This window comes from Candidatus Midichloria mitochondrii IricVA (assembly GCF_000219355.1).
Classification (GTDB): Bacteria; Pseudomonadota; Alphaproteobacteria; order Rickettsiales; family Midichloriaceae; genus Midichloria; species Midichloria mitochondrii.
In genome coordinates this window covers 973899-1000324 of the sequence record NC_015722.1, presented here as the reverse complement: position 1 = coordinate 1000324, position 26426 = coordinate 973899, and the positions used below count along the sequence as shown (strand labels likewise).

General features: G+C 35.8%; 29 protein-coding genes and 4 pseudogenes. 18 read left to right on the top strand and 15 right to left on the bottom strand.

Annotated elements, in window-relative coordinates; translation table 11 throughout:
* Positions 1-15: 15 nt before the first annotated feature.
* Complete coding sequence (locus MIDI_RS05185; protein ID WP_013951528.1) at positions 16-789, bottom strand: NAD kinase; 774 nt, start codon at positions 787-789, stop codon at positions 16-18.
* A 5-nt stretch (positions 790-794) separates the two neighbouring features.
* On the bottom strand, positions 795-1103 hold the full coding sequence (gene rpmB, locus MIDI_RS05180) for a 50S ribosomal protein L28 (RefSeq protein WP_013951527.1): 309 nt from the start codon (positions 1101-1103) through the stop codon (positions 795-797).
* 308 nt (positions 1104-1411) lie between these two features.
* Between rpmB and MIDI_RS05175 the strand changes: the two genes are divergently transcribed.
* Both MIDI_RS05175 and MIDI_RS05170 read left to right on the top strand, forming a co-directional pair.
* Positions 1412-1717: an AAA family ATPase gene (locus tag MIDI_RS05175; protein ID WP_013951526.1), complete on the top strand. Its 306-nt coding sequence runs from the start codon at positions 1412-1414 to the stop codon at positions 1715-1717.
* A gap of 4 nt (positions 1718-1721) precedes the next feature.
* The gene (locus MIDI_RS05170) at positions 1722-2693 is read left to right on the top strand and encodes a hypothetical protein (RefSeq protein ID WP_013951525.1); all 972 of its coding nucleotides are present in this window, start codon (positions 1722-1724) and stop codon (positions 2691-2693) included.
* A gap of 73 nt (positions 2694-2766) precedes the next feature.
* Here the strand turns inward: MIDI_RS05170 and MIDI_RS09100 are convergent, their stop codons facing one another.
* The 10 genes and pseudogenes from MIDI_RS09100 to MIDI_RS05130 all read right to left on the bottom strand — a co-directional run bounded on the left by MIDI_RS09100 (position 2767) and on the right by MIDI_RS05130 (position 10017).
* Positions 2767-3039, bottom strand: a complete 273-nt coding sequence (locus MIDI_RS09100) for a hypothetical protein (RefSeq protein WP_202795463.1) — start codon at positions 3037-3039, stop codon at positions 2767-2769.
* A gap of 116 nt (positions 3040-3155) precedes the next feature.
* Positions 3156-3701, bottom strand: coding sequence for a transposase (locus MIDI_RS10620; RefSeq protein ID WP_052567728.1), 546 nt, complete (start codon positions 3699-3701; stop codon positions 3156-3158).
* A gap of 475 nt (positions 3702-4176) precedes the next feature.
* A complete protein-coding gene (locus MIDI_RS09875) occupies positions 4177-4305 on the bottom strand; it encodes a hypothetical protein (protein ID WP_272940952.1) in 129 nt (42 codons plus the stop codon).
* The gene (locus MIDI_RS09870) at positions 4286-4417 is read right to left on the bottom strand and encodes a hypothetical protein (RefSeq protein WP_272940951.1); all 132 of its coding nucleotides are present in this window, start codon (positions 4415-4417) and stop codon (positions 4286-4288) included. Before MIDI_RS09870 ends, MIDI_RS09875 begins: the two co-directional genes overlap by 20 nt.
* Positions 4418-4746: 329 nt before the next feature.
* Complete coding sequence (locus MIDI_RS05155) at positions 4747-5232, bottom strand: helix-turn-helix domain-containing protein (protein ID WP_013951519.1); 486 nt, start codon at positions 5230-5232, stop codon at positions 4747-4749.
* Between the two features lie 93 nt (positions 5233-5325).
* Positions 5326-6681, bottom strand: a pseudogene (lnt, locus tag MIDI_RS05150) (apolipoprotein N-acyltransferase); the annotation flags it as partial.
* Between the two features lie 200 nt (positions 6682-6881).
* Positions 6882-7925 (bottom strand): divergent polysaccharide deacetylase family protein, encoded by a 1044-nt coding sequence (locus MIDI_RS05145; RefSeq protein WP_013951517.1) that lies wholly within the window; start codon positions 7923-7925, stop codon positions 6882-6884.
* Between the two features lie 227 nt (positions 7926-8152).
* Complete coding sequence (locus MIDI_RS05140) at positions 8153-8512, bottom strand: TlpA family protein disulfide reductase (RefSeq protein WP_013951516.1); 360 nt, start codon at positions 8510-8512, stop codon at positions 8153-8155.
* Positions 8493-9818, bottom strand: coding sequence for a S41 family peptidase (locus MIDI_RS05135; RefSeq protein WP_237697354.1), 1326 nt, complete (start codon positions 9816-9818; stop codon positions 8493-8495). Before MIDI_RS05135 ends, MIDI_RS05140 begins: the two co-directional genes overlap by 20 nt.
* Before the next feature lie 4 nt (positions 9819-9822).
* Entirely contained in the window at positions 9823-10017 is a 195-nt protein-coding gene (locus MIDI_RS05130) for a CDGSH iron-sulfur domain-containing protein (protein ID WP_202795462.1), read from the bottom strand.
* Positions 10018-10159: 142 nt separating this feature from the next.
* On the opposite strand from MIDI_RS05130, the gene rnhA reads away from it, so the two are divergent.
* The 9 genes and pseudogenes from rnhA to MIDI_RS09455 all read left to right on the top strand — a co-directional run bounded on the left by rnhA (position 10160) and on the right by MIDI_RS09455 (position 13861).
* Complete coding sequence (gene rnhA / locus MIDI_RS05125) at positions 10160-10594, top strand: ribonuclease HI (RefSeq protein ID WP_013951514.1); 435 nt, start codon at positions 10160-10162, stop codon at positions 10592-10594.
* Positions 10595-10898: 304 nt separating this feature from the next.
* Positions 10899-11357 carry a type II toxin-antitoxin system RatA family toxin gene (locus MIDI_RS05120; RefSeq protein WP_013951513.1) on the top strand — a complete coding sequence of 153 codons (459 nt, stop codon included), beginning with the start codon at positions 10899-10901 and terminating at the stop codon, positions 11355-11357.
* 131 nt (positions 11358-11488) lie between these two features.
* Positions 11489-11743 (top strand): hypothetical protein, encoded by a 255-nt coding sequence (locus tag MIDI_RS05115; RefSeq protein WP_160162285.1) that lies wholly within the window; start codon positions 11489-11491, stop codon positions 11741-11743.
* A 117-nt stretch (positions 11744-11860) separates the two neighbouring features.
* The gene (locus MIDI_RS06450; RefSeq protein ID WP_052567727.1) at positions 11861-12124 is read left to right on the top strand and encodes an efflux RND transporter permease subunit; all 264 of its coding nucleotides are present in this window, start codon (positions 11861-11863) and stop codon (positions 12122-12124) included.
* A 38-nt stretch (positions 12125-12162) separates the two neighbouring features.
* Positions 12163-12336 (top strand): hypothetical protein, encoded by a 174-nt coding sequence (locus tag MIDI_RS08715; protein WP_160162284.1) that lies wholly within the window; start codon positions 12163-12165, stop codon positions 12334-12336.
* On the top strand, positions 12279-12551 hold the full coding sequence (locus tag MIDI_RS10430) for an efflux RND transporter permease subunit (protein ID WP_148234206.1): 273 nt from the start codon (positions 12279-12281) through the stop codon (positions 12549-12551). The genes MIDI_RS08715 and MIDI_RS10430 overlap by 58 nt, the downstream gene beginning before the upstream one ends.
* A gap of 58 nt (positions 12552-12609) precedes the next feature.
* Complete coding sequence (locus tag MIDI_RS08130; RefSeq protein ID WP_148234171.1) at positions 12610-12786, top strand: efflux RND transporter permease subunit; 177 nt, start codon at positions 12610-12612, stop codon at positions 12784-12786.
* Complete coding sequence (locus MIDI_RS09865) at positions 12774-12998, top strand: efflux RND transporter permease subunit (RefSeq protein ID WP_148234170.1); 225 nt, start codon at positions 12774-12776, stop codon at positions 12996-12998. Before MIDI_RS08130 ends, MIDI_RS09865 begins: the two co-directional genes overlap by 13 nt.
* Positions 12999-13006: 8 nt before the next feature.
* Positions 13007-13861: pseudogene (locus MIDI_RS09455) on the top strand (efflux RND transporter permease subunit).
* A gap of 341 nt (positions 13862-14202) precedes the next feature.
* Here the strand turns inward: MIDI_RS09455 and MIDI_RS09450 are convergent.
* On the bottom strand, positions 14203-14406 hold the full coding sequence (locus MIDI_RS09450; protein ID WP_237697353.1) for a hypothetical protein: 204 nt from the start codon (positions 14404-14406) through the stop codon (positions 14203-14205).
* Between MIDI_RS09450 and MIDI_RS10425 the strand changes: the two are divergent.
* From MIDI_RS10425 to MIDI_RS09855, 5 genes and pseudogenes are all read left to right on the top strand, one after another.
* Positions 14318-14573, top strand: a pseudogene (locus MIDI_RS10425) (efflux RND transporter permease subunit). The gene MIDI_RS09450 and the pseudogene MIDI_RS10425 overlap by 89 nt on opposite strands.
* A gap of 214 nt (positions 14574-14787) precedes the next feature.
* Positions 14788-15276: an NADH-quinone oxidoreductase subunit NuoI gene (nuoI, locus tag MIDI_RS05105; RefSeq protein WP_013951512.1), complete on the top strand. Its 489-nt coding sequence runs from the start codon at positions 14788-14790 to the stop codon at positions 15274-15276.
* A gap of 17 nt (positions 15277-15293) precedes the next feature.
* Positions 15294-16242, top strand: a pseudogene (locus MIDI_RS05100) (class I fructose-bisphosphate aldolase).
* Between the two features lie 13 nt (positions 16243-16255).
* Positions 16256-16705 (top strand): nucleoside deaminase, encoded by a 450-nt coding sequence (locus MIDI_RS05095; protein WP_013951510.1) that lies wholly within the window; start codon positions 16256-16258, stop codon positions 16703-16705.
* A 665-nt stretch (positions 16706-17370) separates the two neighbouring features.
* The gene (locus MIDI_RS09855; RefSeq protein ID WP_272940948.1) at positions 17371-17499 is read left to right on the top strand and encodes a hypothetical protein; all 129 of its coding nucleotides are present in this window, start codon (positions 17371-17373) and stop codon (positions 17497-17499) included.
* Positions 17500-18070: 571 nt separating this feature from the next.
* On the opposite strand, the gene topA is transcribed toward MIDI_RS09855, so the two are convergent.
* Entirely contained in the window at positions 18071-20446 is a 2376-nt protein-coding gene (gene topA, locus MIDI_RS05090) for a type I DNA topoisomerase (RefSeq protein WP_013951507.1), read from the bottom strand.
* Between the two features lie 223 nt (positions 20447-20669).
* Here topA and uvrB point away from each other — a divergent pair, with 223 nt between their 5' ends.
* Positions 20670-22658: an excinuclease ABC subunit UvrB gene (uvrB, locus tag MIDI_RS05085; RefSeq protein WP_041185528.1), complete on the top strand. Its 1989-nt coding sequence runs from the start codon at positions 20670-20672 to the stop codon at positions 22656-22658.
* A gap of 56 nt (positions 22659-22714) precedes the next feature.
* On the opposite strand, the gene MIDI_RS05080 is transcribed toward uvrB, so the two are convergent.
* Positions 22715-23851, bottom strand: a complete 1137-nt coding sequence (locus MIDI_RS05080; protein WP_013951504.1) for a glutamine synthetase type I — start codon at positions 23849-23851, stop codon at positions 22715-22717.
* Positions 23852-24012: 161 nt separating this feature from the next.
* On the opposite strand from MIDI_RS05080, the gene MIDI_RS05075 reads away from it, so the two are divergent.
* Positions 24013-26355, top strand: coding sequence for a flagellar basal body FlgE domain-containing protein (locus MIDI_RS05075; RefSeq protein ID WP_160162280.1), 2343 nt, complete (start codon positions 24013-24015; stop codon positions 26353-26355).
* Positions 26356-26426 lie beyond the last annotated feature (71 nt).

Below are 26426 nucleotides of genomic sequence, written 5' to 3'. Positions count from 1 at the left end.
TTAGACTCTAATTAGTTAAATAAATTGTTCTTTAATAGCTCTAGTTTCCAGCTTATCATCAGAATCAAAAAGAACGGATAATTTTATGTCGCTTCTTTCTTTGATTTCAACAAATTTTGCATCTCTAACTTCAGCTGAATCAGCACTTGCACTTACTGGCCTTTTACCAGTTTCAAGCACTTCTAATTGTACTGCGTCACTTCTGAGTATAAGAGCGCCCCGCCACTGCCTAGGTCTAAATGGACTGATCGGGCTTAAAGCCATAACATTAGCATTGATCGGTATAATTGGACCACCTACTGCATAATTATAAGCTGTACTGCCTGCTGGGGTTGCGACCAATACACCGTCTGAGACCAAGTGATTTAATCTTAGCTCACCATTAACATTAATTTTAATCTTGGCAGCTTGGTGAGTCTCTCTAATTAAAGATACTTCGTTAATAGCAAGATGAGAATGCGTTTTCCCGTCTTTATCTATAACTTTCATTTCTAAAGGGCTTAGTACTGCTGTACTAGCTTTTTGAATTCTAGATATGAGATCGTCTGTGCTATAAGAGTTAAGGAGAAACCCAATTGAGCCCCGGTTCATGCCAAAAATCGGTATGTTATTATGCATAAAGCTATGCAATGCTTTAAGCATAGCGCCATCGCCACCTAGCGTTAATATCACATCAAAATCTTGCTTGGAGCAATGTTCGACGTCTAAAATATTATATAAAGGAGATAACTGCTCAAAGGCCTGCACTGCATAAGTAGATAATTTATCAATTACACAGCCAATATGCATTTTATTTAAGCATTTAATTCAGGATTCTTTTTTGCTATAGCGCTTTTAATTTGTTTTTTGATAAGCAAAGCAGCTTTTGTGAGCTTGCTATTTGCTGTTGAGAGCAAATAATTGTCTATGCCATTATTATGTTCGACGGTCCTTGCTCCACTAGTTGTCATATATAATCTTACAACCCTGTTTAACGCATCGCTCCAAAGAGCAAAGCTTTGGATATTAGGCAAAAACCTACGCCTGGTCTTGCGGTTAGAGTGAGAAACATTGTTTCCAGACATCACAGCTTTATTACCATTGATATTACATACTCTTGACATAATCCGTCACCTTTTTCTAAAATTATACCCTAATTCAAATAGGGCAGATAAATAATTACTATTGGCTTGGCAACATATAACAATTACTCGAAAAAGTAAATCGGTTCTTAGTATAAATTTTGTTCGGACACTGAAAGAAAGGTAGCATTATCAATATTAACTGATTATCAAGAATCGTATTTTTAAAGTTTAAAGAACACCAGGCTACCTCTTGTTGAATAGGTGTAACAGAGCTGACATTTATTTAAGTACTGCTATAATCCGTTACGATAATTAATGTTAGAATACAAAAATGATAAGAAACAGATATGGCAGAGACGACTTTAAAAAGTTTTATCACTGACAGCGAGATTTATGTAGATAAGTCTCTCTTTATACAGCATGTTATAGACCTTAAGTCGTATTTAACGCCAATCACCAGGCCGAGAAGGTGGGGTAAATCTCTAAACTTTGATATGCTGAAGAGATTTTTAAATGTTGAAGTTGACCAATATGGCGACCCAGTTATAAATAATTCAAATAGAGTATTATTTATAGGCGGCCAGGCAGTCTTAGGTAATGGAAGTATCGCACATTACAACAGGCTTAAGATAGCTGATGTAGAAGGGTGGTAAATACATGAGTCACCAAGGGAAATATCCAGTAATCGATTTTCCTCTTAAGGACATCGGTGATCATTCTTTGCAAAAAATTACAGAACAGCTAAAATCTCAGATTCATGAGACCTTTATGTCTCATCATTATTTGAAACAAGATCCTGCCTTGATTCCACAGAGTTATTGGGTAAATAGCGGATCCAGGGTAATGCTTGAAAAGATATTACGTATTGGATTCACCAAGAAATTAGCAGATAAAGCTGCAGCCTTAATAATTGGTAAAGAGCAAGAGTTTGGATTCGTTCGTAGCATTTCGTTGATCCGGCAGTATGAAAACGAGAATGGCAAGTATCGTTATATTCTAGAAGAGCTGTCCTCGCATTTATTATTTTATGAAGGCTACCTAACCGCTACTAGTTGCAATAAACTCTCTTGTGTATTTGTTACTCCTAACTATGAAGTTAGAGAAGAATTTCAAGAGATTATTATGCGTCAAGCAAATCTACTAAATGAGGGTGAATTGGACAAAGAAGACTTAGAAGTTACGGGTATAAAACTAAAAGAATTTGAAGTTAGGGTTGCCAAAATTGAATTTGTTCTTAATTATGAAAGTAAAATAGCCGCAGTAAATGCAGTCATGAAGCATGATATAGAAGCCTTGAACACTGTTATAACAAAACATACCCCTCAGTTGCCGAAGAGTGCGGTAATGACTAACCCTAATTTGCTACAGTTAGCAGCTATATCTGGTAATGGAAAGATATTTGAGAGAGTATTAGATTATTGTGGTAAGAGCTTACTAGATGATAAGAAAGCTATTCTGAGTGCTGGAGATTTTGCTTATATGTCTCAAGAAAAAGAGGTATTAAATCAATTAGATAAACCTCATGAGCTATCTTTAAAGAATCCATCAATAGTTGCACCGCTTATTTGTTGGTCGATAGCTGATTTTGCTATTTATTGCTACTGCGACTATTACTGTTACTATAATTGAAGCTATGAAATATTATGCAAAAGAACAATCTAAACCCCTAAATTTAGATGCATTACGATCAATAGCTTTGAATTCAGGAGTGGGACTTACTGCTTGGATTATCAAAGAAGTCATTAAGAGTTATAGTCAAGGTATATGCAATAATTATGAGTGGTACCATGAAATTGATTCCCTCTCTAAAGATAATAATACTCTGCCACAATTTGCTAAGTATAACCTCAGTTTGACGTAAGGAGTATGCCCGTGAGCCTATTTTTCCATGAGATATATTGGGTTTGAAGACATAAGCCAAGAGCCCTGCCAAGAAATTGTTTGGCAAGTGATGCCGTGGCGCTGGATTTGTCAAATCTCTTTCAATTGTCCGATGGCTGTTTCAATCAACCCACGCCCTGCAAGAAGCAGTTGTTTAAAAGCCGCAAGCGGGTTTTGTTTTTCATGTTTTTCTTAAGCCGTGTGATGAGCTCAATACCTTGATTGCTCAGTGTTTTTGCTTATATACCACCGATCTCCGAATAGAAGGCCTGTCAAATATTGAGTCAGTTTTTCGACAACGGCTCGATCATCTGTATTACCCGAAGTCAGTGTGAATGACATAATCTCTCCTTGATCATTGAGGCCAAAGAACCATCCGGGTCGACGTTTTCCCACGCTGAGCGATGCCTTTAAGGACCTTATTACGGCTAGTACGTGAGTTATGACAAACCTTCCAGCTTTTTGTTGAGTCAACGTACCTGTTTGTTTCCCTTTGCAGCAATTCAGCAGAATGACCAACGGGATGACCGCGTCTCGCATCAGCTCAACAAAGCGATTGTAGCTGATAAGCTTCGGCAATTCCTCTCTGAGAGAGATTTGAACACAGTTTAGGTAAAAATCTTTGAATCCGGTAATGCCCTCAAATGAAACAAAACGAGGATCGTTATAACTTCGGAAAGCATCATCCCAGACTCTCGTTCCCTTTGTCTCTGCGAGTTTCTTAAGGATCTTTGGTACGTGAGTTGTCGCTTGCAAAAATCATCAATCAAACAAAATATTTCTACTAGGGGAACCACTTTCCTTATTTATCGTGAAATTGAGAGAAACTTAATGGTTACACAGCTTCTTTGAAGCCATATCAGATAATTTCTTTAAAACTTACCTCAAACTGGGGTTAAATAATATTTATTTTTGCCAAAAAGAATTTAGTTGAATATAAGAAGAGGCATTGCTACCATACTCCATCCTTAAAAAAATAAAGTAGAAGAGCAAATGCACGGTTTTATATCTATAAAGGGCGCCAAAGAACATAACCTTAAGAATATTAATAATTGATGTCCCAGCCTTTGTTTTGTTATGGTGCGTGGAGATTTTTGTAGTATTCATAAACGCTGTAATCATCTGTACATGCTCATTTATAACGTTCCTCAAAGCCTAAATGACAGGTTCAGGTGGGTTGCCTTGCTCCCGTCACCTACCTTCAAAATCAATAATTTCACCCGCTCCTCTATCAACAGCAATCCATATAAAGGTGTACTCCCACTTCCATTCTATATGTGCACAGCTCGTCAATCTCTAGGACCTCGATATCCTTAAGTGACTTTGTGCTGCTGCAGCTCTTATCTAACTTTTCTTGCACATAGCGCCCCCCGTCCTTCGATCCATGAAGATATTTGGCTGTTATGGATTCCAGTCAGTCTCTCTATCGTCCTAATCCCGCAGTCCTCAAGGTTAGGTTTTAAGTCTATCATTCATAGTGTATTTCTGCCGCCTTATCACTTCTCGGTAATTCTTTTTGCAATTCTTGCACCCCTTATTAACTCTTGCTGTCCCTATACCACACCATTCTTCACCTGCTCGCTAGAGCCGCAATATTTACACTTGATTGTCATTTCTACTTCACCAATTCTACTATGAAGATATCATACCATCTTGTTGCCGTCTATAATTACCAGGCATTGCCAAGTGCTTTATGCAAATCTTTCATATTTAAATTCCTAGACTCAATACTCCCTACTATAATTCAAGGATATAAGCAGTTTAGATGCTTTTCAAAATTATAATAAGAAATCAAAATGTGTTAATGCCAAGCAAGCGATTTCACCAAATTCAATATGTTATATCGTATCTTTGGATCTTTTATACTTTTAAATGCTTTTACTAATTCAACTATTTCAGCATTTATATCTTCTTTATTAAAGTCAAAATCGACTTCCCCTAGAGAATAACTAGTATTCTCTGCAAAAGGGTAAAAAACATCACCTAAACCCTGAAAAAAGTATCTAATATCAGTTTTCAAATACCTAGCAAAATCATGCAATTTACTGCAGCTTATTCTATTTAAGCCTTTTTCATATTTTTGCACCTGCTGAAAAGTTAAGTCAACAGCCTTAGCAAGCTCATCTTGACTCACTCCCTTTTCCCTCCTTTTCTCTCTCAGCTTTGCTCCAACATGTAAATCTACATAATGAGCACCTGTATCTTTTTCAATTTTTTTGTCTCGTAACTTTGATTCAACATTTAAATCTATAAAACGAGCTCCTGAATCTTTTTCTTTTTCAGACATAATAAACTTCAACCTTCCCAATAAGTTACCTGTATATTAATACAGAAATCATACGCAAAATCTAGTCAGTACTACATTTTTTTTAATAGAACTTTAATATTTCCTCACCTTTAATAAAAAAGTGACAGATGCAATGGCCATAATTAGCCCTATAAGAGCTAGTATTACCATTTTCAACTTATACTCAGTATAAATCGAAAACGCACGAGTTACTCTCAGATTAAAGTCTTCAACTACGGCGGCATTTAGCTCACAAATTGAAAGAATACGTCCGTAACAATCTATGACTGCAGAAATACCAGTATTAGCAACCCTAACTAGAGGAAGCCCATACTCTATAGCCCTTATCCTTGACATAGTAAAGTGCTGATACGGCCCTATACTATCACCAAACCATAAATCATTAGTAATATTTAAAATAAATAATGCATTTTTGACTAACTCTCTATTATATAACGAATCAAACGCAATTTCAAAGCAAATCGACGGCATAACCTTACCAACTTGATCAACATGTAGTAGGCTAAAAGCGTCACCCTTTGAGAAGTCTGAAGCCCCGCTGGCTACCTTTTTCAAAATAGGTAAAAATTTCCTAAGAGGCATATACTCTCCAAACGGCACAAGAATTTTTTTGTCGTAATAGTCAACTAGACGCCCAGCTTTAGAAATAGATATCATTGAATTAAAAAGATAACTTTTCTTAAGGTGGTCTACGTACCTATCCGCACCAAAGACCAATGCAGAATCTGACTTTACGACTTTACCTAGAACTTCGAACAATCCTCGATTATTATTAATCAAAAAAGGATAAGCAGATTCTGGCCATATGGTCAAATCACGATCTTGATATCCGTTTTCATTAGACATCTCAATAAGCCTGAGCAAAAATTCCAGTCTTTTCTCTTCATCTCCAAAATGAACCTGCTGAAAATTTGGCTGAACAAGCCTTAATTTTATAATTTGGTCATTAACATCCGCGGCCTGTTGTTCAGTAAGCCTATGATAGCCATAAAGAAAGCATATACCTATACAGCAATATGTAATTAAAATAGGTGATAGTTTTTTAGTATAGGGAATAACAGCAGCAAGCGCGATAAGAAAGCCCATTCCTCTAACACCTATGATAGAAGCAATTTGTGAAAAATACTCAAAAGATGCTCCGGTATATCCTAATAGATTCCAAGGAAAATCAAATATGGCATGACCACGAACTAATTCTGTCACACTCCAGCCACTCGCAAAAATCAAACAAATTAATATTCTATCTCCATTCTTGTTTATGAAATAGGATATAAAAATAGTAAATAGACCGATAAAAAAAGACATCAGTGCAGGTATTAAAACTACACTAAAAGGAATTAGCCAAGCAAACTTTTCCGGTTCAAACAATAAAGAATAAGAAATCCAATATAGGCTGGTGAGAAAATGCCCCATACCATAAGCAAAGCCTGTGAAAAAATCTCTTCAGAACTTTATCTGTGGCACTGAATTCGATTAAATATATAAAAGATAAGAAAGAAAATAGAACCGCATATATAAAATTAAAAGGAGCAAATGCCAAAGTAAGCAATACCCCACTAAAGATGGCGCATATAACTCTAAATGAATAACAGGTTCTTATGTTATAACAAAAAAAATCAACTACTCTTTTAAGGCTGGACTGCATTACTGATCTTGGAATCGTCTTTGTTCTTTTTGTCATTAATCATAAAAAGGATCTCTTCTTTATGATCATGATCTCTTGAACGTTTAAATAAAGCATCAATAGGAATTAACTTTATACCATTTTTTGACAATTTACTCAACCACTCAAATACATGATCGGTATAATTTGCATCTGAATATATTAATATAATAGCTCCACCCCTGGATTTAGCAATAGACTCTGCATACTGAAAATTCTTTTTTAGCTCCTTTAAATCTACATCATCTGGAACAGATATATCAATTTTTTCTGCTACAACTCTAGGTAAACCTAGGCTCTTTGCATAAGAATCTATCTGCTTAATAACTTTTTCATCATGATAAAGAAATAAAAACTTACTTCTTCCAATTGATTTAAAATTTAACTCATTTAAGAAAGTCTTTAAATCACTTTCTGACTCAGTAAAGACTTCATCAGGACTAGTATAAACTCCTTTAATCTTACTGGACTTAGCTAATACAGCGTCAGTACGAGATATATTTTCTTTATCATCAAAGCTATCAAGCAAACAATAAGGCCCTAAATTAACAAATGGATAATTAGCAGGCTGCATGGGAATGTGCAATATCGTCTCATACCCCCTCCTATCCGCCTCATCAATTAGCCCAGAAACTTCATCAGCATATGGAGAAAAGCCTAAAACTACCTCTTTTGGTAAATTATAAACCCACTCATTACCTTTTTTATTCAACCCAAGGTTAGCGATGACTAAACTAATCGCTGGCTCGATATTATTTTTTTCCTGCATTGTATTTATATCCTTACCCTCGTAGTCATTTGATACTTCATTAGTAGAGGGCGCTGTTGTCGGAGATAATATACTAATTGGAGATTTATCTTCTACCTTTTCCTTTGTATCATTAAAAAACAAAAAAACTCCCGCAACCATAAAAACTATAATAAAGCACCAGAAAATATAAACATGAAGTCTATCGTTATCTTCATGATTTAAGTGTCTATCAACTTTTTTTAAGTCTAAATTTTTCATTGCGGTTCTGAAAATAGAATATCCTTCTTATTACAATAACTGATACTAGGAATAGATCAAATGCTATTATCACTTCAAAGAGGATTCTTTTTCACACAAATAAGCGATGAAATTTTTCACTGACTGTATTTCATAATTATCATCAGCGATAACTCTATTGTTATGAAATATAGTAACGTGCGGTATAGTGCCACGGTACTTTATTCCATTATTAAAAAGAGCTAAGCCTATTTTTTTCTTTCAGCCTCATTAAAGTAATAAAACTTATCTTCATATCCTTTATAAGTAGCAACTAGTCCTTTCAAATTATTAACATTCTCATCTAAAGCCAGCATAATAACCTCCACCTTATTACCAGCCTTATATTTAGCTCCCAGCTCTAAAACTTCAGGAATAGAGCTTTTACAGGCTTTACACCATGAAGTAAAAATAAATAGCAAAGTGATCGGCTGCTTATTTGACATAATATCATTAAACTTCTCGATGTCTAAATCCTGTAATTGGACTGGGGTGGCCTCTTTTGAACCTACTGTAATAAGTACAGTAATGAAAAACAAAGTTATATAATTATTTAATTTTCTTAGCATTGTTATTCTCGACAGTAGTTTTCTTATATAAAGACATAGATTTCACTACATCCGCAGCTCTTAAAAGTTGAAAATCATTAGATTCTTCAGAATCAAATAACGAAGAAAGCATTAGCCCATTATTATTATCAGAGTTAATTAATACACTAGAAGTATTTGGCTTCTTAGAAATATGGCCAATTAACGAAGATTCTGATACTGCAATTCCCCTCTTATCTAGTGGTTTAATAGTCGCTTCTGGAACTACTATATCTGGAACTATGCCATGGGCCTGTATTGATGTGCCTGAGGGAGTATAATAAAGTGAGGTAGTAATCTTAACAGCAGCACCGTTGAATAACGGTATAACTTTTTGCACTGACCCTTTGCCAAACGATTTTACCCCTACCACTAAAGCTCTTTTATTATCTTGCAAAGCTCCAGCAACAATCTCAGCCGCAGAAGCAGAACCAGAGTTAATTATTACCGCAATTGGTAGACCTTTTGTTATATCTTCTCCATTAGCTTTTAGAACTTGATTATACTCTGAATTTCTAGAGCCAACAGTTACTATATCACCTCCAACTAAAAATAGATCTGCAACCTCTTTAGCTTGGGCAAGTACACCACCAGGGTTAGACCTAAGGTCAAGAACCAATCCTAACAAATTAGGGTTATTTTTAATCATAGTAAGCCAATCCTTTTTAACAGTGCTCGCAGCCTTATTGTTAAACATAGAAACTTTAATATAGCCAACAGTTCCCGCAGCTATCGTTTTACTTCTTACCGGAGTTATTTTTATAATTTCTCTTTCTAAATTTACGTCAATAACTCCAGCCGAATCCCGATAAATTTTTAAAGAAATTTTAGTGCCCGGCTCTCCTCTCAATTTTTCACTAGCTTCACCTAAATTCATTCCCTTAACTAATTTACCATCAATCATAGTTATGTAATCTCCAGCCCTTATCCCAGCTTTATATGCCGGAGAATCTTCATATGGTGAAATAACTTTTATAATCCCATTTTCCATAGTCAGCTCCATACCCAAGCCCCCAAACTCCCCCTTAGTAGAATTCTTCATTTCTTGATAGGATTTGGGACTTAGATAAGCAGAATGAGGATCCAATAGAGATAACAAACCTTGGGCGGCATATTCAAAAATCTTAGCATCACTTAAATATTCAACGTATTCTAATTTCACAATATTAAAGACGGTGTTGAATAACTTGAAGCCCCCATTTTCTTTACTAGAAGAGGTTACATTACTTGCCAATGCTCCACCGATACAAAAAAACAAAATAAAACTTAAAAATTTAAGCAAGTTCATCAATTTATTCAAATATCTCATATTTCTCTTCAAAGTTTTCTAATAATTTATGACTACCGTCGCATATAGCTCCTTTTTTGCTATATTTACAACCACAGAACCCCATAATTCTACTCTCTTCCGTTTTATATTCAATAGGTAAAAACCCTGTATCTTTATGAGAACCATCACAAAATGGTTGACTATTACTTAAAGCCACAAGAGCACCGATAATAGCTACTCCCTCCTTCAAGTTCAATTTTTATTGAATGTAAAGTTGCAATTTTTGGTAATTTTATTTGACATAAAAAATTTTCGATCAATGCTTAACTTAATTAAAATACAATTACAATAAAAATTTTATGTTTGATATTCTAAAAATATATTGTGATGGCGCGTGCTCAGGTAATCCTGGGAAAGGTGGGTGGGGAGCAATTTTAATCTGGAAAGATACTACTAAGGCAATATCTGGTTTTGAAGAAAATACCACAAATAATCGTATGGAATTAACTGCAGCAATCGAAGCACTAAAAGTTATTAAAAGAAATGTCAAAGTAGAAGTTTATACTGATAGCAAATACGTATGCAACGGAATAACTAATTGGATACAAAAATGGAAGAAAAACAATTGGCGTAATAAAAATAAATTGATAAAAAACGTAGACCTTTGGCAAGAGCTTGAATTATTATCAAGTAAACTTGACGTATCATGGCGCTGGATTAGGGGGCATAATGGTGATGTGTATAATGAAAAAGCTGATAAGCTTGCAACAACGGCAATAAGATATGGAAAATAAAATAATTTCAATCAAAGGAAGGATAAAAAAAGTCGCTGCTCATATTTTACGTATTATGGAAAAAGAAATGGAGATAATAAAAAAATAAATCTTAGCTTTGCTACAATTAGAGATATTCATCAAGATATCCAATATTCTAAAATAGATATAAAATTATTAGAACCAGAAAGAACAACACTTTTAGGTGCAATTGAAAATCTTGAAGAATATTTAAAAAAGTTAGAGAATCAACATAAGGATCAATTAATCTATCTCACGAAATATAAAAAAGTTATAAAAGCCTATAAATAATTTAGGTTAATCCATGCACCACTTTAGCAAAAAAATCATTAGTGATTATGAAATCAAACAGCTTTACGAATTGGTATCAGATATTAATCAATACCCTAAGTTCATTCCTTGGTGCGATAACTTAAGAATATTAAAACAAGAAAAGAATTCTATAGAAGCTGAAGTAGTAATAAAAGCCCTTGGAATACGTGAAAAATATATCTCCAACATTACTCTATTTCCGATAAAGAAAGGAAAGGCTGCAGTTTTAATCACCTCTAATTCAAGCCCATTTAAACAAATGGAAAGCCAGTGGTTATTAACTAAAGCTGACAATCACAAAACAGAAGTACACTTCTCAATCACTTTCGCATTAAAATCCAGGATATCAGAGTTAGCTATTAGCCAAATGTCACCACTAGCCTGCGAAAAAATTATCAACGCCTTTCAAGCCCGGGCTAATGAGCTTTTCAACAATACTCTGATTAAATGAACTTTCTAATAAAAATTTCAAGATATACTTCAATGACTTACTAAACGATGCTTTTTTGAAGCATAGTATTGCTTGATATAATCTTCAAGTATTATTATACTAAATTCATTAATTTTTTGTTGGAGTTTACCTTGATAACTTTCAATAGTAAAATGCTTACAATAGCTGCAATTGGCTTAATGATATACTTAGGATATTTACAAAGAAAGGAAAGTATGCCTTCAAATCCTAACATGCAACGAGACTTCGAAGAGGCAATGGGTTTAAATAAATCAAAAAATGCTATGTATAAAATTGAAGTCCCCAAAAATAAAAAATATGAAGACTACAACCCCTTAGAAAGATTGATATATAATTTCTCTAAAAGTGAAAGAAAAGAGTGGTAAATGGGGAAGTTAGTTAACGCGTTTGTAGATCGCAGGAGAGCAACTATCTTATTCCTATTCATCGTGTGTTATTGGGCTATTTAGCGTACACTCAAATACCTAAAGGAAGCAATACCGATGATATATGTTTTAATGCAATATGTGGGCATTTCTCCAGAAGATGGGCAAAGATTGCTACTGCGGCCTATGGAAAACGCCTTAAGATCTGTTGTTTGTATCACAAAGATGACCTCTTACGTCCAAGAGGGCAGTGCTAATGTAATACTTGAATTCAATGCAGGGTTTGATAGTGATAGAGCTTTAAGAGGTGTAGGAGATAAAGTTGGCGATACTACTTTTAACCAAACTCTGCCAAAAGATGCTGTGATACCCCGACTGTGAATTAAATAAACCTAAGTTTAGAGCCAGTATTAAACGTAATGGTTACAGGAGATGTCGATGAAAGGAGTTTAGTTACCTTAGCAAGAGACTTAAAAGACAAGATAGAAGGAGTCAAAGGTGTTTTAGAAGTTAATATAGGGGAGAAAAAAATGCAATCGAAGTTATCATTGAGCCGGCAACACTTGAGAGATATGGAGTTGCGATTGATTTAATTGCACAGATCATTGCTTCTAACAATGCGTTAGTTCCTGCTGGAACTTTAAAAACAGAAGGGGGAGAGTATGCAATAAAAATACCAAGCCTGGTTAAAAACATAAACGAATTTCTCTCCTTTCCAATTAAAGCGAGCAAGAGTGGAATACTAAGGCTTGAAAATATTGCAACAGTGAAAAAACTTTTAAAGATGCGCAAACTATTGCAAGAGTAAACGGTAAATCAGCAGTGGTGTTAGAGATCTCTAAAAGAAGTGAAGCAAATATCATTTAGTGGCTGCAGTTAAGGAAATGATCAAAGAAAATTCAAAATTTTTGCCGGCATCTATTGAAATTATGTATTCTCAAGATCAGTCTGATCAAATCAACGAAATGATTGCAGATTTAGAAAATAGCATCATCTTAGCTGGAATTTTGGTTATGATAGTCATCGTTTTATCAGCGGGGTAGGTTCGCGGGGCCTTATTAGTTACTTTGTCACTTCCTGCTTCATTCTTAGTTGGAATTTTATTAGCCTCACCCTCAACATAGTTGTATTGTTTAGCCTCATACTAACCGTTGGCATGATAGTTGATGATGCAATAGTTGTAAGTGAATATGCGGATAGAAAAATGGCCGATGGCCATGAACTGCAAATAGCCTTTTCTGGAAGCAGCAACTAGAATGTATAGTGACTTCAACACTCGTAAAAATTGTTGTATTTATGCCCCTTCTATTCTGGCCAGGAGTTATTGGTCAGTTCGTGAAATTTATGCCAATTACAGTAATCGCTATTTTAAGCAATTCTTTGATATTCGCTCTCTACTTTCAGCCAGCCCTAGGCCCAATTTTAGGACATTCTAAAACTGAAGATGAAGAAGCAGTTAAAGCATGCGCGCAGCCGAAGGAAGGTGATCTTGCTGACTTGAGAGGTTTAAAGCGCAAAATACGTTAAATTAAATTATTAACAATTGTCTTGCAGAGGCCAAAACTCTTTATCTCGAGCATATGTGATTTTCTAGTAAGCGTGTATATTTTCTTTTTTATCGCAGGAACCGGAGTAGAATTTTTCCCACAAGTAGAACCAACTTCAGCAACAATTTCAATAGGATCACCTGGTAACCTCTCACTCTCGCAAAAAGGCAAGTTGCTCCAAGACGTTGAAGCTAAAATTCTTGATCTAAAGAAAGATATAAAAGTCTTCTACGCTAAAAGCTGTCTAGTTGATGACAAAGGAATGTTTCCTGAAGATACCATCGCTATAGTTCAACTTGAGCTTGAAGATTGGCAAACAAGAAGAAAAGCCGTAGAAATTTTTGCTGATATAACTGAAAGATTGGAGCACATCAAGGAAATAAGCTTTCAAATACTGGAAGAAAGGAAAGGCCCACCCTCACAGAAACCAATTGAAATAAATTTCTCTTCATATAACTACGACTTGCTTCCTCCCTTTGTTGAACGTTTCAGAAACGCTATGACTGAAATGGTTGGATTCAAGGATGTTGGAAAGATTCAAGACCAATTCCTGCTATTGAATGGGGTTTAAAATTTGATCGAGAGCTTGTTGCAAGGTATCGAGTCGATGTTGGAATGGTTGGTAATATGGTGAAGTTGATTACAAGTGGGCTAAAGCTATCAACCTACCGTGTGCGGACGACTCTAACGACGAAGTAGATATACTGCTACGTTATCCGGCAACCAAAAGATTAATTTCAGAACTAGATATTATTGTCACAACTGATGGCAAGAAAGTCCCTATTAGTCAATTTGTCAACCGAGTAGCAGAACCTCAAGTCAATAAAATCAAAAGATTAAATCAAGACATTACTATTACAGTAAAATCAGATGTTAAGCCAGGAGTACTTGCAGATACTAAAGTAAAAGAGATCAAGAAGTGGCTCGAACAAAATCTTGATGATAGGTATTAATGTGACCTATGGCGGAGACGATAAAGATCAACAATATAGTTATGAGTGCGGTATTCCTATCAGCAGTTGGTGTTTTGATAGGTCTCATTCTTTCTTGGCAACCATTTGGTATAGTGGTGTGCAGTATAGGGATTATTGCATTAGCAGGAGTTGTGCTTAACAATAACATCCTGTCCGTTGATACTTACCAGCACTTAAGAGCCCAGCGGAATTTCTGTAGAAGAAGCAGTAGTTAGGACCGGCGCCCAGAGAATGAGGCCTATTCTACTTACTGCACTCACTGCGATATTAGGCCTTATTCCGATGATTGCAGGACTCACTCTTTTTTGAAAGAGAGATAACTTATAATGCTCCTTCAAGTCAACGTTGGCGCCGGTCGGCTGCTTCCATTGCAGGCGGTTTAAGTTTTGCCACTATTTTAACTTTATTTTTCACTCCATGTCTATTAGTGCTCGGTCAGAAATTTGAAAAGTAACGAAAGTAGTAGACTATATTTAATCAACTTAATATAATAGACTTAGTGTTATAGTTTAACAATTAGTGTATGGCTCGAGTTTGTAATTTTTTAAAATCCTTTACTCTATTTGAGATTATCCAAGGGATGCTTTTAACTTTGCGTTATATGTTTAAACGCAAAGTGACTATTAACTATCCTTATGAAAAGGGTTTTCTCAGCAACAGGTTTAGAGGGGAGCACGCTCTAAGGCGCTATTCAAGCGGTGAAGAAAGATGTATAGCTTGTAAACTATGTGAAGCAGTTTGTCCCGCGCAGGCCATCACTATTATGGCAGAAAATAGAGAAGATAATAGTAGACGGACTACTCAGTATGATATTGACATGACAAAATGTATCTATTGCGGTTTATGCCAAGAAGCGTGCCCGGTTGATGCCATTGTGGAAGGACCTAACTTTGAATTTGCCGCTGAAACTAGAGTTGAGCTTTTTTACAATAAAGATAAATTACTAGATAACGGAGATAGGTGGGAAAAAGCTATATCTTATAATATTGTTAAAGAAATGAAATACAGGTAGCAAAGGTCATGGTACGTATGAATTCCAAGATAAAAGAAATTATTTCTTATTATGACAGTGATAATCCTGGCGTTAGAAGTAATCTGGTCAAAATACTGAATCATGGTAAGCTTGCTGGGACTGGTCATCTAGTAATTTTACCAGTAGATCAAGGATTTGAGCATGGCCCTGCTAAAAGTTTTTCTATGAATAAACATGCTTATGATCCTGAATATCATATAAGTCTTGCTCTAGAAGCTGGTTTAAGTGCCTATGCAGCACCCCTTGGTATGCTTGAGGTTGTTGCTGCTAAATACGCTGGTGAAATTCCATTCATATTAAAAATTAATAGCTCTAATTCTTTATCCGCTAATTCTTCTGACTATGATCAAGCAGTCACTGCTTCAGTCGAAGATGCCTTAAGGTTAGGATGTTCCGCAATTGGCTTTACGATTTATCCAGGATCTGATAGAGCGAATGATATGATAGAAGAAATTCAAAAAATTTCTCTTGAAGCAAAACGAAATGGTCTTGCCATTGTGATTTGGTCCTATCCAAGAGGAAGAGGTATCTCCAAAAAAGGAGAAACAGCTATTGATGTGATCGCTTATGCTGCACATATTGCGGCTTTAATTGGGGCTCATATCATCAAAGTTAAATTGCCCTCTAGCGACTTAGAGTTAAGCGAAAACAAAGGGGTTTACGAGAAAAACAGTATCAAAGTCAAATTATTGGCTGAAAGGGTACATCATATAATGAGTTCTGCTTTTGCAGGTAAAAGAATGGTGCTTTTTTTCAGGCGGGGCATCTAAGGATAATGAAGAACTTTTTGAGGAAATTAAAGCAATTAAAAATGGTGGCGGGACTGGTTCTATAATAGGCAGAAATACCTTTCAAAGGCCTAAAGAAGAAGCTCTAAAGATGTTAGCAAAAACTATCGGTATTTATTCTGCGGATTTTCGCAAAAACTTAATACCAAAAGAATAGTATCACCTTTAACATGATACACTCTAACCACTTTATGCAGTATGCAATTAATGAAGCTAGAAAAGCTTTTGACACTGCAGAGGTGCCTGTTGGCGCGGTTATAGTATGCGGCGAGCAAATTATTACTAAAGTACATAATTTATCCATAAGCGATATGGATATAACTGCACATGCCGAAATTTTAGCATTACGCGAAGCTAGTCACAAATTACAAACGAGATATTTAACTGAATGTGATCTATATGTTACTTTAGAGCCCTGCGCGATGTGTGCTTATGCCATATCTTTGGCGCGTATAAGACGATTATATTTCGGCGCCTATGATCCTAAAACCGGTGGAGTAGATCATGGCCCTTGTATATTTGCGCATAGTAGCACCCATCATAAGCCGGAATACTATGGCGGCATTGAAGAAAGAAGGTGTAGCAAGCTGTTAAAAGATTTTTTTATAAATAAGCGTTAAGTAAAGTGATATGCTCCGGCTATAGCCTTGGTCTTTATAATTTGACTACGCGCCACTAGGTCGCTCATTTTCTACATTTTGTATTTAAATTAAAATACTTTCTCTATGAGGATAGGTGCAGCCTGTGTTAAAGATGTAGTTAGAGTACCAGAAAAAAGGTACTAAATTTAGAAACCGAATTGCTTTTAAAAGTGAAGAGGGTAACCCTTTGGCACATATAAGTGTTGAAAATCGAGGATAAGAAGTTCAGTAGGATAAAGCAAAACCCTTCTTTAATTTGGATAGCTTGGCTTATAGCTGTAAAAATTTATACTGTTCTCTAAACCCCCTTCAAAAGAGATAATTGGCGCATCCAGAGGGATTGGGATGCGAAAGTATACATAAAGGGCCGCCTTCTTATACTCTCCCCAAAGCAAAGAAGCAGCGAGCCTCGTTATTAGAGGGTATATTTTTAGGCAATGCCCGGTAATTATAGACGGCAACAAGATGGTATGATATCTTCATAGTAGAATGGGTGAAGTAGGAAATGACAATCAAGTGTAAATATTGCGGCTCCAGCGAGCAGGTGAAGAATGGCGTGGTATAGGGACAGCAAGAGGTAAATAGGTACAAGAATTGCAAAAAGAATTACCCGAGAAGGTGATAAGCGGCAGAATACACTATGAATGATAGACTTAAAACCTAACCTTGAGGACTGTGGGATTAGGATGATAGAGAGACTGACTGGAATCCATAACAGCCAAATATCTTCATGGATCGAAGGACGGGGGGACGCTATGTGCAAGAAAAGTTAGATAAGAGCTGCAACAGCACAAAGTCACTTAAGGATATCGAGGTCCTAGAGATTGAGGAGCTGTGCACATATATAAAAAAAGACTAAAGAATGGAAGTGGGGTACACCTTTATATTGATTGCAGTTGATAGAGGAGCGGGTGAAATTATTGATTTTGGAAGGTAGGTGACGGGAGCAAGGCAACCCACCTGAACCTGTCATTTAGGCTTTGAGGAACGTTATAAATGAGCATGTACAGATGATTACAGCGTTTATGAATACTACAAAATCTCCGTGCACCATCACAAAACAAAGGCTGGGACATCATTGTGGTAGAATCAAAGAATTCTTTAAGAGGCATTATCTAGCTAGTTTTAATCGAAGAACGAAGCGCTATAGCAAATTCCTGAGGATGCTTTGCACTATTCTTAACCTCTTCTTCCATAGGCATCTGCTGGATTTGAAACTCCTATCTATAAATATTAGGCAATGCCTAGTATTTTCCAATTCTTCATTTATGCAGTATTCTTCTTTAACATGAAGAACTGAAAGAATAGAGTGGTATAAAAAGTGTACTTCTTACCTTCAAAATCTTAAATAGTAGCCTTTGCAGACCTTTTCCCCTGAGAACTCTTATCCTTTTTATCGGACGAACTTTTTTTAATTATGCCAAGGGCTTCTTCAAGGGTGATCAAAACTGGATCTATTCGAGCCGTTCGTAATGAAATATATTTACCACTTCGCTCTAAATAAGGGCCAAATTTTCCAGCACCAGCCCTTATTAATACTCCCTCTTGGTCAAGTCCGAGTTCTCTTGGCATGTTCAACAAACCAATAGCATAATTCAAATCTATATTCTGATAATTCAAATCCTTAGGTAAGCCTGTTCTTTTAACTTTTTTGCCCTCTCCTCGTTGGACATAAAATCCATACGGCCCCTTTCTAATTGAAACTTCTTCTTTAGTATTGGGATCAGTGCCGAGAACTTTTGGCAAGTCGGCGACCGCTGGCTCGTTACAAGTATCTTGCATGTTGTTATCATTTGAACCGATTGCTTTGGTATAATTACAGTTTGGATAATTAGAGCAGGCTAGAAATGACCCAAAACGTCCGTTTTTTAACTGCAGTTTTCCGGTAACGCATTTGCTACATTTAAGTACTTCTTCGATAGATTTACTATCCTGCAGAATTTCTTTGTGGAATAAGTAGTTTAATAATTGCTCTTCCATTTTGGCTAATATTTCTGAAGTTTTTATGGATAAAACCTCATCAGTTTTATTTTTGAAGGGATACCAAAAATCTTTCATGACTTTTTTCCATATAACTTTGCCAGCGGCAATTTCATCAAGCTGCTCCTCTAAATTAGCTGTGAAGCCGTATTCTACGTATTGATTAAAAAACAAAGTTAAAAAGGTATTTACTAATCTGCCCCTGGGCTCTGGTATAAACCGTTTCTTCTCAAAAATAACATATTTTCTATCTTGAAGAATTGAGATGATTGTAGGATATGTAGAAGGCCTGCCAATACCTAGCTCTTCCATTCTTTTTACCAAACTAGCTTCTGTATAGCGCGGAGGGGGTTGGGTAAAGTGTTGCTCTTTTATTGCTTCTAATAATTTTAATAATTCTTTTTCTTTTAAGATTGGTAAGATCCTATCTTTTTCTTCATCAGCATCATCAATACCTTCTCGATAAACTTTGTAAAAACCAGAGAACGCAATGGATGATCCGGTGGCTCTAAATGTGTTTCCTTGATCATCAGCGATATCTACGGTCATAACATCCAAAATCGCGCTAGCCATCTGGCTTGCAACCAGCCTGTTCCATATCAATTCATATAGTTTAAATTGGTCTTCTTCTAAAAAGCTTTTGATGCTTTCAGGTTTTTTAAATACATCTGTGGGCCTAATTGCCTCATGAGCTTCTTGCGCGTTCTTGGTTTTGGTCTTGTAAACTCTTGGAGAAGGGGGTAAATAATTGCTACCGTATATTTTAGTGATTAGTTCACTTGCAGCTTTTGTAGCCTCTGCTGAAATACTAGTGCTATCTGTTCTCATATAGGTTATCAGACCAGTTAACTCGCCATTTATGTTAATACCTTCATATAATTTTTGAGCAATTTGTGCAGTTTTTTTAGCAGAAAACCCTAACTTTCTTGATGCTTCTTGAATCATAGTTGAGGTGGAGAAAGGAGCCTGAGGATTTCTATTAACTTTTTTCTTTTCGACTCTTTTTACACTAAAGCTATTATCCTTAATTTTGGAGATTACGTCAGCAGCTTGAGCTTCATTTACTGTAGTAAATTTTTCGAGTTTTTTGCCCTGAAATTCTATTAAGGTACTATCAAATTCCTCCCCTTTTTCGGTAGAAAAACGTCCATGAATGCTCCAATATTCTTGACTCTTAAAACTTTCTATTTCAGCTTCTCTTTCGCATATCATTCTAAGAGCAACTGATTGAACACGACCAGCAGACCTGCTACCAGGCAGCTTTCTCCATAATACTGGGGACAGTGTAAAACCAACTAAATAGTCTAAGCCTTGTCTTGTTTTTTGAGCGCTAACGAGATCATTATTGAGATCTCTAGGGGTTTTTAATGAATCCGCTATTGCTTTTTTAGTTATTTCATGAAAGACTGCCCTATAGACTTTGGTAGAGTTTTTTATAGCTTTTTTTTGCTTAAGGATTTCTAGGACGTGCCAGGATATAGCTTCTCCTTCTCGGTCTGGGTCGGTTGCCAGGTATATATGGTCGGAGTGTTTAGCTTCAGCCACAATTGCTGCAATCTGCTTTGCAGCTTTTGGGGGGATTTCGTAACGCATTGCGAAATCGTGCTCAGGGTCGACTGCTCCTTCTTCTGAAGGTAATGCTCTGACGTGTCCATAAGAAGATATAACTTTATAACTGGGGCCCAGATATTTGCCTATGGTTTTAGCCTTTGCTGGCGATTCTACTATTAAGAGATTCATACAAAAATTATAATTGCTTTAAGAGTATGAAAATTGCATAATCCAGTGTATGTTGCAATGCGATTTTTTAAAGCTTATGTAATCTTTTTATGAAAAATAAAACATTAATATCGGTGATACTAGTTATTACAGGCGTTTTGGCGTTTACAATTATACAAATTGCAAACTTAGATTTAAAACCAAAAGAAAAATTAGCTTCTGAAACGGTAGATCTGATTAAGTAGTGGCGTTATTTAACCTTAATTTTGAATATCAGCCTTCTGGAGATCAGCCAGCGGCCGTAGAGAGACTTCTCAACGGATTAAGGAACGGAGAAAAAAACCAAATTTTACTTGGAGTGACCGGCTCTGGTAAAACTTTTACCATGGCAAATGTAATTGCAAAATATGAAAAGCCAACCCTCGTTATGGCGCATAATAAGACTTTGGCTGCCCAATTATATAGCGAAATGAAAAAATTTTTTCCAAATAATGCAGTTGAATATTTTGTTTCTTACTATGATTATTACCAACCAGAAGCCTATATACCTAGGGCTGATTTATATATAGAAAAAGACTCTAGTATAAATGATAAGCTTGATTTGCTCAGGCACTCTGCAACCAGGGCATTACTCGAGAGAAAAGATGTTATAGTGGTTTCTTCTATTTCCTGTATTTATGGTCTTGGATCTCCTGAATTATATTTGCGGATGACTTTTTCAATTAAGACTGGAGAAAAACTCAGTCGTTCGTCTTTAGCAGAAAAATTGGTTGAGCTGCAATATGAAAGAAATGATGTGAAGTTTACTAGAGGCACATTTCGAATGAGGGGCGATGTAGTTGATATATTCCCATCGCACTATCAAGATAGAGCCTGGAAAATAAGCTTTTTTGGCAATGATACAGAAAAAATCTATGAATTTGATGTCTTAACCGGTAATAAAATACAGCAATTGCGGGAAATAATTATATTTGCAAATAGTCACTATATAACTCCTAGGCTTACTTTATTGCAGGCCATTAATGGAATAAGAACTGAAAAAGATCAAAGAGTTGAATACTTTAAGGAAAACAATTTGCTTGTTGAGGCTCAAAGATTAGAGCAGAGAGTAAATTTAGATTTGGAGATGATTGAACAATCTGGAAGTTGTAAAGGAATAGAAAACTATTCGCGTTATCTTTCAGGTAGAAAGGCTGGAGAGCCGCCTCCTACTCTATTTGAATATTTGTCGCATGATGCTCTACTGATCGTTGATGAGAGCCATGTGACAACTCCACAGATAAGAGGAATGTTTAACGGCGATAGAGCAAGGAAAGAAGTTTTGGTTAATTATGGTTTTAGGTTGCCGTCAGCGCTTGATAATAGACCTTTAAGGTTTGAGGAATGGGACGCAATGCGGCCACAAACTATATTTGTCTCTGCAACTCCTGGTCCTATGGAGCTTACAATGACAAATGGAAAATACGTTGAACAGATTATAAGGCCAACTGGATTACTTGATCCAATTTGTATTATACGGCCAGTTGAAGTTCAAGTAGATGACTTATTAAATGAATGTAAGGATGTAACTTCAAATTCAGGCCGAGTTTTAGTCACGACCCTTACCAAAAAGATGGCTGAAGATTTAACAGGTTATTTGACCGATATAGATGTTAAGGCGGTTTACCTACATTCTTATGTTGAAACATTAGAAAGAGTTGAGATTATAAAGAAACTGAGAGAAGGGGTGTATGACGTGCTTGTTGGGGTAAATCTTTTGAGAGAAGGTCTTGATATCCCAGAATGTGCTTTAGTTGCGATTTTGAATGCTGATAAAGAGGGATTCTTGCGTTCTGAAACTTCGTTGATTCAAACAATAGGGCGTGCTGCAAGAAATATTAATGGTCGAGTTATATTATATGCAGATAAAATGACTGGATCACTAAAGAGGGCAATTGATGAAACTAATAGACGTAGAAAAATTCAGGAAGAATATAATAAGGAGCATAATATCGTGCCTAGGACCATAATTAAATCTATAAGTAACGCTTTAGAGGAGGCGATAAACGCTATGGAGGGCAATGAACAAGTTGAGGTTAAAGGTAAAACACACTTAAGTAAGGCAGACTTAGAAAGATATATAGAGAAATTACGTAAGCAAATGGTAACGGAGGCCCAAGCTTTAAATTTTGAAGCCGCAGCCAAGATTAGAGACGAAATAAAAGAGCTAGAAATGGATCTGACGAGTTTATAAAACCTACAGAACCTAGCTCCCCTGTTAACTTAGGGGCGCCTTAGGCTTTACTCTACTTACACCTTTTTATAAAGGTCAACAATTTCCTCCCCCATGACATTATGAATAAGATTAAAAGAGGTAAGAGAAGGGCTTGAAAAATCAAGGCTTTGGTCTAAAATACCTTGTCCCATATCTAATTCGTTGCACTCAATCTTTTCGTAAATTCCATCAATACCATATATTATTAAGCTTGCTAACAAGATATAACTATTTACACCCTGAGCCGGCAAATCAATTGATATATAAAGATCGTTAACCATTACCTTACAATGGTCTTTTAAGCTAGGGAGGGCTTCTGCATAATAAAATTTAATTTTTCTTAAATTTTCCGAAGTCTGTCTTAATTTTTTTGATAAATCTATTATTTGATCATAATTATAAAAAATTCCTCCAATATACCTAGTTACCTCTTCTGTAGGGGTGAAAAAGTTGTTTAGATGAAAAATAGATCTGTTGTTTTGATATATGACATGGTTAACAATAATTCTAGCTGGGTGTTTTTTATCGCTTTCGAAGGACACTACGACCTGATAATGAACTCCAATCTTCTTCAATAGATATTTCACTTTTTCAATTGTATCAGCAGTATTAAGTATACCAAGAGAGAAGGTGCCTACCAATCGTTTGTTAGGCTCTTCCAACTTCCGGTATGAAACTAATTCTACATTAGATTTTTCAAAGCTACTTTTTAAATTATTGTAAAACTCATCTTCTAGATCATCCTCTATATCGGCATAAAATTCCAGTTCAATCAAAAAAGCTATTTGATCAATTTTCATAGAGTTCAATAAGTAACTGTCAGTTCGACTTGCAAGATATCGTGGATCATGATTTAGGTTGTCATAAAGATTAACTCCTTCATGTGATTTAACTACTATATTGCAGTGAATAATAATTGCGTTACTTAAAAGATCAGGAAAAAAGGTGTTTAAATTAGGCTTTAGATAAATTTTTTTGTTACTGACGCAGTCTGTTAAGCTACTAGAGGAGGCAATTACTGCATTGTTTTGTAGGAAATCATCACTAAAATAGTGCGCGGAATAAGTAACGTCTTGGTAGGCCCCAAAAATATCAAAAAATCTAAATGTTATAAAATCAAATTGCTCATTTTTATCTAAAAAAAACACTCCTTTCTCTAAAAAATTAAACATCTCCCCCTACGTCCAATTTTATTAATTTTTTATTCATTAATAAACCATAATATTTAATTTATTAATAGTAATATATTGTTCAATTAAATGTTTTTTCAAAAAAAGTTGGCATGGTTCTTGCTGTATATAATTTTGTTATTAACTTTTGTATTATTTTAAAAATGACTATATTAGGTGCCGTATCATCTGAAGCCTTCAGAAAATCAAGTCAAAGCATGGATACTCTAGCCAAAAACTTAGCAAATGATCACACACCAGGACGATTTGCTGATAGTATAAGTTGGCAAGAAACTTCTGTTGCAGGTAAATCAAGTGGGGTTGAAACAAAAACTTTTATAGACGTAAATAGTCCACTAACCTTCACTGGTACTGCTAACGAGGGGGATATTACAATTATGGGTGATGGCATGTTAGTCGTTACTACTGAAGATGGCTCAGAGAATAACCTTTATGTAAAGACTAGCTCATTTGAAGTGAATAAAAATGGAGATCTTGAGGACAGTGGAAAGTACCTGAAGGGTTATGCTTATGATGACAGTGGAGTTTTGTCAACTGCTAAACTAGTGCAGATTAAAATAGACAAAGATACTATTTCTGAAGCCGAAGCTACTAACAAAATAGATTTGGCTTTTAAACTGAACGCTGATACGGTAGCGACTGGGGATTCTGGAATTTTACTAGGAGAGGTGCAATCGCCGGGGGTGACTCTTCTCAGAGATAAGGGCGTAATAATAAATAGGACTACAAAATCTACGTTAGAGTCGGCTCCTCCAACAACTGAACAATTTGTTTTACAATATGGTGGCTTCGTTGAGACAAGGAGCATACAAATACCTGGCAACACAGCGGCTGCTATAGATACTAGTAAAGTCGCTATGACCTTTTCGATAAAAAATGGCTCACAGCCGGTTCAGAATAGGGAATTGAAAGTTGATATTCCAGCCAACACTGACAATACTGCTGCCTTAGATATTTTAGCAACAGGAATAAACCAGAACTATGGCCAAGTTCTGGGAGCTAAAGTTTTAAAAAATGACACTACTGCTTCCCTTTTTATTTATTCGCAAGATAATGGTAGTAAAATTACTATAGCATTATCAGCAGATTTAGAAAATGTATTTGGAGGCAAGGCTAATTTTAATCTTGATACAGGTAATATCATCACGTCAGTAGATGCGACTCAAAAGAGATTTGCAACTATAGAACAACTACAAAATATTCTCAGTAGAAACTCATTTAATGCTAGTTTTATAGGTGCCGCAAGTGCAAAAGATAAAATGTTTTTATATAGTACAGTTGATGAAATGATCGAGATAAGAAACCAAGATCCTGTGATTGATATATTAGGTGCTCTTGGAGTACCAAAGTTCAATCAAGGTAACTTAGAACCGATATATTCCTATTTAGATTCAAATCACAATATGGCTGGAGGTCAAGTTCGAGCTGATTATCAAGAAAGAGTTTCTTTTTTTGATTCTAAGGGTGGTAAAAAAGATGTGAATTTTTCTTTTAAGAAAATTTCTACTACTGCGTGGGTTGTGGAAGTTTCTGCTAAAGGAGAGATAGACGCAACATCAAAGTTGTATAGAGACGATGGCTTATTGCAGGCAGGTATCTTAAATTTTACTCCAGATGGTCAATACTTAAATAGTACTCCAGTAACTGCTAATCTCATCACCAAAAATTATTTTAGTGATCCTAGTGCCGACTTAGGGGCTACTACGAACACTGCAGTTCAAATAGGGGGGCAAACATTTACTTATGTTGCGGCTCCCGCCAACGCTGGAGAATTTAATTCATTAATTGGATTAATGAATGCAATTAATGGGGAGGCTAACTGCTCTTGTATTGCGGCTTTAGCTCCTAGCCGTAATGGCTTTGCTTTAGTATTAAAGCCAAAAGCTGCGGGTAATCCAATACCAGTTACGGGAGATCCTAGCTTACTTAGCACAATTGGCCTTCATGAGAATCCTGGAGTAATAAGCACCCAAAATACTAATATTCCTCTTTTTGGTTCAGACTTGATTGTTGATTGGGCGATTAATAATACCCAAGTTGCACCAACTCATGCTCAAATAAATATTAATGGTAAAACTAGTAAGGAGTTAAAAGGACAAAAAAACCTTTTGACCTACCAAACAGATGGCTCGCCTCTTGGAGAATATGATAGCTGGTATATTGATAAAGGTAATTTGTATATGAAATTTAAAAATGGAGCTAAAGACAGAATGTTGTATGCGATACCTGTTGCAGTTTTTCAGGCCCCTCAATATTTCCAAAGAGAAAATGGTGCATACGCAGAAACTGGTGATACTGGAGCTCCATCAATTCGTTTGTCAGGAGCTTATGCGGGAACTGTTGAGAGCAAAGCACTCGCAGACAGTGGATCGAACGGAACAGACCAACTGGTGAGCATAGTAGATATGAATCAGTTTGGACAAATGAATGCAACGGCGATGTCTATTGCGAATAAGCTGATTGATGAATTTTTAAGAAAGATTTAATTTTAATTGTTAAATAATAGCAAATAACATTTATTACAGTATGTTAATCGGTTGTTTGCTGTTGTTTTAAC

What these genes read in the sequence shown, in the direction of transcription:
- MIDI_RS05185 (WP_013951528.1), bottom strand. Translation starts at nt 789, where the DNA reads ATGCATATTGGCTGTGTAATTGATAAATTATCTACTTATGCAGTGCAG.
- rpmB (WP_013951527.1), bottom strand. Translation starts at nt 1,103, where the DNA reads ATGTCAAGAGTATGTAATATCAATGGTAATAAAGCTGTGATGTCTGGA.
- MIDI_RS05175 (WP_013951526.1), top strand. Translation starts at nt 1,412, where the DNA reads ATGGCAGAGACGACTTTAAAAAGTTTTATCACTGACAGCGAGATTTAT.
- MIDI_RS05170 (WP_013951525.1), top strand. Translation starts at nt 1,722, where the DNA reads ATGAGTCACCAAGGGAAATATCCAGTAATCGATTTTCCTCTTAAGGAC.
- MIDI_RS09870 (WP_272940951.1), bottom strand. Translation starts at nt 4,417, where the DNA reads ATGATAGACTTAAAACCTAACCTTGAGGACTGCGGGATTAGGACGATA.
- MIDI_RS05155 (WP_013951519.1), bottom strand. Translation starts at nt 5,232, where the DNA reads ATGTCTGAAAAAGAAAAAGATTCAGGAGCTCGTTTTATAGATTTAAAT.
- MIDI_RS05145 (WP_013951517.1), bottom strand. Translation starts at nt 7,925, where the DNA reads ATGAAAAATTTAGACTTAAAAAAAGTTGATAGACACTTAAATCATGAA.
- MIDI_RS05140 (WP_013951516.1), bottom strand. Translation starts at nt 8,512, where the DNA reads ATGCTAAGAAAATTAAATAATTATATAACTTTGTTTTTCATTACTGTA.
- MIDI_RS05135 (WP_237697354.1), bottom strand. Translation starts at nt 9,818, where the DNA reads ATGAACTTGCTTAAATTTTTAAGTTTTATTTTGTTTTTTTGTATCGGT.
- rnhA (WP_013951514.1), top strand. Translation starts at nt 10,160, where the DNA reads ATGTTTGATATTCTAAAAATATATTGTGATGGCGCGTGCTCAGGTAAT.
- MIDI_RS05120 (WP_013951513.1), top strand. Translation starts at nt 10,899, where the DNA reads ATGCACCACTTTAGCAAAAAAATCATTAGTGATTATGAAATCAAACAG.
- MIDI_RS06450 (WP_052567727.1), top strand. Translation starts at nt 11,861, where the DNA reads ATGATATATGTTTTAATGCAATATGTGGGCATTTCTCCAGAAGATGGG.
- MIDI_RS08715 (WP_160162284.1), top strand. Translation starts at nt 12,163, where the DNA reads ATGGTTACAGGAGATGTCGATGAAAGGAGTTTAGTTACCTTAGCAAGA.
- nuoI (WP_013951512.1), top strand. Translation starts at nt 14,788, where the DNA reads ATGGCTCGAGTTTGTAATTTTTTAAAATCCTTTACTCTATTTGAGATT.
- MIDI_RS05095 (WP_013951510.1), top strand. Translation starts at nt 16,256, where the DNA reads ATGATACACTCTAACCACTTTATGCAGTATGCAATTAATGAAGCTAGA.
- MIDI_RS09855 (WP_272940948.1), top strand. Translation starts at nt 17,371, where the DNA reads ATGATAGACTTAAAACCTAACCTTGAGGACTGTGGGATTAGGATGATA.
- topA (WP_013951507.1), bottom strand. Translation starts at nt 20,446, where the DNA reads ATGAATCTCTTAATAGTAGAATCGCCAGCAAAGGCTAAAACCATAGGC.
- MIDI_RS05080 (WP_013951504.1), bottom strand. Translation starts at nt 23,851, where the DNA reads ATGTTTAATTTTTTAGAGAAAGGAGTGTTTTTTTTAGATAAAAATGAG.
- MIDI_RS05075 (WP_160162280.1), top strand. Translation starts at nt 24,013, where the DNA reads ATGACTATATTAGGTGCCGTATCATCTGAAGCCTTCAGAAAATCAAGT.